The sequence below is a fragment of the Paenibacillus phytorum genome (assembly GCF_013141715.1).
In the GTDB taxonomy this organism is placed as follows: Bacteria; Bacillota; Bacilli; order Paenibacillales; family NBRC-103111; genus Paenibacillus_E; species Paenibacillus_E phytorum.
In genome coordinates, this window is sequence record NZ_WHOA01000010.1 from 1 (window position 1) to 5,896 (window position 5,896).

General features: G+C 43.7%; 3 protein-coding genes. All 3 read left to right on the plus strand.

Going from position 1 to position 5,896, the window contains the following annotated elements; translation table 11 throughout:
• Window positions 1–1,165: cohesin domain-containing protein (locus GC098_RS02365; RefSeq protein ID WP_246358379.1), on the plus strand; the 1,165-nt coding region annotated here is incomplete at its 5' end.
• A gap of 130 nt (window positions 1,166–1,295) precedes the next feature.
• Complete coding sequence (locus tag GC098_RS02370; protein ID WP_246358380.1) at window positions 1,296–2,531, plus strand: S-layer homology domain-containing protein; 1,236 nt, start codon at window positions 1,296–1,298, stop codon at window positions 2,529–2,531.
• A gap of 183 nt (window positions 2,532–2,714) precedes the next feature.
• Window positions 2,715–5,896, plus strand: a 3,182-nt coding sequence (locus tag GC098_RS02375; RefSeq protein WP_171640617.1) for a CBM35 domain-containing protein, incomplete at its 3' end; no start/stop codon positions are given.

Genomic DNA, 5,896 nt, shown 5'->3' on the forward strand with positions numbered 1-5,896 from the left:
AAATTTGACTCAGGATCAAGTAACGCAATTGATGAATGCGGGGCAAGGACAGACGCTTACGAGCATAACAACGCCTGCAGCAATCACTGGAGTAGTGAACGGAACAGCTAAGACAGCGGCAGCGCTTGGACTACCTGCAACGACAGAACTCGTTACCGATACGGGAAGAATGAACGCTAATGTGACATGGGATGTTGACGGTTCAAGCTATGTTCCAACTGTACGGACACAGCAGACATTCACGGTAAGTGGAACTGTAACTTTGCCTGCAGGAGTGGTAAATTCGAACAACGTAGCATTGACAACAAGCGTCAGCGTAACTGTATTGCCGGCGCCAGCAACAGCTAAGTCTACATTGACAGGTGTACAGCAGGTAACTTCTGGCCAAACTTTCACTCTGAACATGGGACTGGCCGATGTTACACAAAGCGTATACCAGCAAGTGTACGCCCAAGATTTCACACTACAGTATGATCCTGCAAGTGTGCAATTCGATTCGGTGACATCCCTGAAAGACGGGTTCCAAGTTATCGATCAAAAGGAGACGGAGCCGGGTCATATCCGGATTGTGGCTGCCAGCGTGGGCGCGAACGTGCCTGCCCAAGGCGATATGCTCGCCATCCAATTTACGGCCAAATCTGTCACCCAGGCAACCAATACGACAATTTCTGTAGCTGATGTTGTGATAGCCAATGCACCGGGGAATGAGTTGCAGGTTGACGGTGCTTCCAGCGAGATAACGATAACACTTACTAGTACACCTGTAGATAAGTCGCTCTTAAATACAACGATCGCAAGCGCTCAGGTGAAGAACGCTGCAGCACTGGAAGGCAATGGAGATGGACTGTATGCGATTGGCTCCAAGACGCAATTGCAGACGGCCATCGATACGGCTAGTGCAACAGCAAATAATTCAAATGCGACTCAGCAGCAGGTGGCTAGTGCGAAATCCGCATTGGAAGCAGCCATACAATTGTTTGATACGAAGAGAATAAACGCAGATATCAATGGAGGCGGTGCCTCGGTTGGGGACTTAGCTATGGTTGCAATTACTTTCGGCAAAGAACAAGGTCAATCAGGCTGGAATGAGAAAGCGGATGTAAATCATGATGGTAAAGTAGACATTGTAGACCTTGTCATTGTAGCCAAAGCGATCTTGCATTAAAACAATGTTTACTTGCGTACATGAGAGAGATTTAGGGTGAAGTGGTAATGAACGGGGGGAGCCAATCTCCCCCTTCCTCGCCGATATGGCCTGTTATACTAATAAATTATTAGAAGGGTGGATTACTTTGATGTTAAAAAAACTTCTCGCATTCAGTATGGCGTTTCTTTTGACTGTGTTCATTTTCCCACATGTCGTTATCCATGCAAACACTGGCCCTACCCTTTCCCTGTCAGTCTCGGATACTAGCATATCCGCAGGCGATGACTTCCAAGTGACGGTAAGAGGAGAGCATTTAAGTGACTTGTACGCATATGAAGTCAATGTCTCATATGATACCAACCGATTGGTTTTTGTGAAAGGCGCTAGCAAAAGTAGCGGCTTTGCCGTAGCACCAATTGCGAACGGAAATAAGATTCAAATCGCGCATACGCAAATAGGTAATGTTGCGGGCCAGAACGGGGATGTAACACTGGCTACGGTGACCTTTCATGCGACTAGTCAGGGATCAGCCGATATTGTACTGGACAGCGTAAAACTGGTGAATTCGCAGATCGTGTCGACTGAAGTTTCAAGTAATAGCAAGTTATCGGTTGATGTAAAAGCATCGGGTAATGGCGGTAATGGCGGTAATGGTGGTAATGGTGATACCAATGGTAACAACGGTAACAACGGTAACAACGGTAACAACAATAACAACAAAAATAATGTATTCAATAGCGATATTGTTAATGAGAGTAAACTTGTTGATACGATCTCTTCCAAAGTAGAGGAAGCTAAGAGATCTGATGTAAAGGTTGAACTGGCTGACATTAAAGGACACTGGGCCGAAAAGAGCATCGGTACATTCGTGAAACTGGGCGTTATCGATGGGTATGAGGATGGATCGTTCCATCCGGATGGCAATATAACACGAGCCGAGTTTGCAACGATCATCGCGCGTGTATTCGATATCAGCAGCCAGGTTAATCATTCCAATGTATTGAACGATATCGACAGTCACTGGGCTAAGGGCATTATTGAGAAGCTCGCTAGCGCAGGAATGATTGGCGGTTATGAAGACGGAACTTTTAAGCCAGACCAAACGATCAGTCGCGAGGAAATGGTCGTCATTTTATCCCGTATTATCAACCTGAGTAAACTGGATAAAGATACCACAAAAGGAAACTTGACAGATTTGACAAGCGCAAGCTCCTACGCAGTAAATCAAATCAAAGATGCGGCTGAAGCTGGTATCATCAATGGCAAGGACGATGGAATATTTGATCCGCAAGGCAACTCCACCCGCTCGGAGGCACTTACGGTCATTCTTAATGCATTGAACCTTAACCCTCAGTTGAAAGCACTATTGGACAGCTTGGACTAAGTTTTTAAAGAACATCTATCACGGATTCAGGAAATATTTATAGTGGTTATTATTTACAAAAAGATGATTTAAAGTTAGTTATATTGAGTTAGTAATTCCGAAATATTGGATTATATGAGGTAAATTAATAGGCACAAGGCTTCAGGAGATCCAAATCGTAGGTAAAAGAAGGGAGAAATTAACGTGAAAATAAAAGGCGGAAAATTATTAAGTTTGGTCCTGGTACTATTGATGATTACAATTATTTCTTCACCGAAATCTGTTTTCGCGGAGGATCAAAATCAACTTACTTTATATCCTGATCCGCCGGCAGGTACTGCAAGTTATTCAGCTTTTACAGCACAGGTAAGGAATCCAGGGGGATCCTATTCCAATCTATTTCCATATTTATCAAGAATGTTTAATGGTGATTCGGGCGATCCGGGCAAAAGCGATGTTCCTACAGGTTTTGTAATGTTTGACTCTGCAGGTACAGTGGAAATGAAGATTACGTATAATGGCGGTCCATTAACATCAGCAAAGGTTTGGCCTCAGGCATACGGAATAACGCCAACAATTGACGGTCAGGAGATTACATTTTCATTGACCGGAGCTAAAAACATAGTACTTGAGGTAAATGGTAATATCTATAATGCGCTGCATATATTTGCAAATCCTATGGATACAAATGCTCCATCACCAACTGATCCCAATGTCATGTATTTTGGCCCCGGACTTCATCAATATGGAAACGACTCCAGAATAACAAGGCTGAATAATATACCAGCTCACCAAAATTCCAACTACATGACAACTGAGGATGTTATAGATGTACCGAGTGGAAAAACAGTCTATATAGCGGGAGGTGCTGTAGTAAAGGCGCAGATTAGAACCAATCCGTATTTGAATGAAACTGGCTGGGATACTAGACCGATGAAAGAAAATATTACAATTAGAGGACGAGGAATACTTGATTTGTCTCAGTGGTGCGGTAATTTTACGGATGCTGCTAGAGCTACGCAACCCGAAATGCCAGGCATTGTCGCATTCAGAGCGAATAATGTAACCATTGAGGGAGTAGTTGTAGTAAATCCTGAAAGGCAGTCAGTCAATGTAATCGGCAGTTCGAATGTAACAATAGACAATATTAAAGGATTCACGAGTATGCATGAAGGTGACGGCATTGTGCTTGTAATGGACAATAGTCATGTGACAGTGAAGAATAGCTTTGTTAGAACTTCTGACGATGCTCTTGTGACTGGCGCTAATAGTCATGACATCTTATGGGAGAATAACGTGATTGCTAGCATGAGAGTACATAGTTTTATGGTTAACGCTGGTAATCTTACAAACTATGTAGCTAAAAATAACTACGTTATTAACTCTAATGCATATCCTGGCATAAGAGGTGTTATTGGAATTTATGCCGGCTCAGCTTTAGTACAGAATGTGACCTTCGAGAATATTGAAATAGAACGTACAAGATACGGGAGTATGCTAGAAATATATCCATATTCAATCTGGAATCATGTAACTGGAAGTCTCAGCAACATCGTGTTCAAGAATGTCAATTATGCTTCCAATCCATATGATTTTGGGTCGCAGATAGGAGGGATAAGTGAGACCGAGTATGTCGACGGTGTACATTTTGATAATGTAAAAGTTGACGGGAAGCTTGTTACAGATAGCAAAAGCGGAAACTTGTCCATAGGTAGTTATGTTTCGAACGTCACATATAATGGGGTTGCAGACTCAGGAAACCTTACGCTCCCGACCAGCATTGTCCCCGCGCACTCCGATACTAATATTGCTTTAGGTAAAACAGCCACATCAACCCCAAATATTTCAGGGCAAACCCCCTCCATGGCGGTTGACGGTACGACAGCCAACGGTTCCAAGTGGAGTGCAAACGGAGAAACAAACGAGCTAATAGTGGATCTTGGCGCGCCAAAGTCGATTACAAGATATCATATCATTCATGCCGGAGGTATTGAAAACTGGGGCACACAGAGCTTGAATACAAGGGATTTCCAGCTCCAGGTAAGTGATAACGGCAGCACCTGGACTACTGTTGACACAGTAACCGGCAATACGGCCAATGAAACGGACAGAAATGTTACCGCCAGTGGAAGGTACGTAAAGCTCAATATTACAAATCCTCAAACTGAAACTACCAATAGGTCGGCAAGAATCTATGAACTTCAGATTTACGGCAGCGGGTATTATAAACTCTATAATCGCAGGCTTACAGGTAAAAGCCTTTTTGACAATTCCGGAACAGTAAGTTATGGAGATGGAACGGGATATCAATATCACTGGGCTCTGGAAAATGATAATGGATTTATACGTTTCAGGAACCGGTTAACCGGCAACTATATGAATATTGAAGCTAATAACGGTCGAATTCAGACTGGACCGATGAATGGATGGAGTGCGAATTGGATGCCAATCGGCTCTGAAAATGGATATTTCCAGCTCAGAAGCCGCAAGCAGGCCTTACAGCATATACACACACAGAACGATTATGTACAATCTGGTATGGTAGGTGGAGGTGATTGGACGAGCGACCAGTGGGAATTTGTGGAACAAAATAATTATGAGGCCGAGGATGCCACACTATCGGGCGGTGCAGTGGTAGTTAACGATCATATGAATTATTCCGGGACCGGTTTTGCGGGCGGATACGAGAATTACGGTGCAACGACTACCTTTACAGTAAATGCTGCGTCAGGGGGTAGTTATAATCTGGATCTCAGGTATGCCAATGCTACGGGCGCAACAAAGACAATCGGCCTGTATGTGAACGGCATCAAGTTAAGGCAGATTAGCCTGCCGAACTTGTCAAATTGGGATACATGGGGCGACAAGGTTGAGAAGGTAAACCTGAATGCAGGGGACAATACCATAGCATACAAGTATGAATCGGGCGACAGCGGAAATGTTAGTCTCGATTATATTACAGTAACGGAATCTAACAAGTATGAGACCGAGAATGCATCCCTATCGGGCGGTGCAAAGGTAAATAACAACCAGCTGAATTATTCCGGGACTGGTTTTGTGGACGGATACGGGAATTACGGTGCAACGACTACCTTTACAGTAAATAATGCATCAGCGTTAACGTGTAGTTATAATCTGGATCTCAGGTATGCCAATGCTACGGGCGGAACGAAGACAATCAGCCTGTATGTGAACGGCATCAAGTTAAGGCAGATTAGCCTGCCGAGTTTGGCAAATTGGGATACATGGGGCGACAAGGTTGAGACTGTAACGCTAAAATCCGGAAGTAATACGATATCTTATAAATACGATGATGGAGATAGCGGAAACGTAACCCTTGACTACATTATACTGCACACAATGCACACAAATATTGGCATAGATAC

What these genes read in the sequence shown, in the direction of transcription:
- GC098_RS02370 (WP_246358380.1), top strand. Translation starts at nt 1,296, where the DNA reads ATGTTAAAAAAACTTCTCGCATTCAGTATGGCGTTTCTTTTGACTGTG.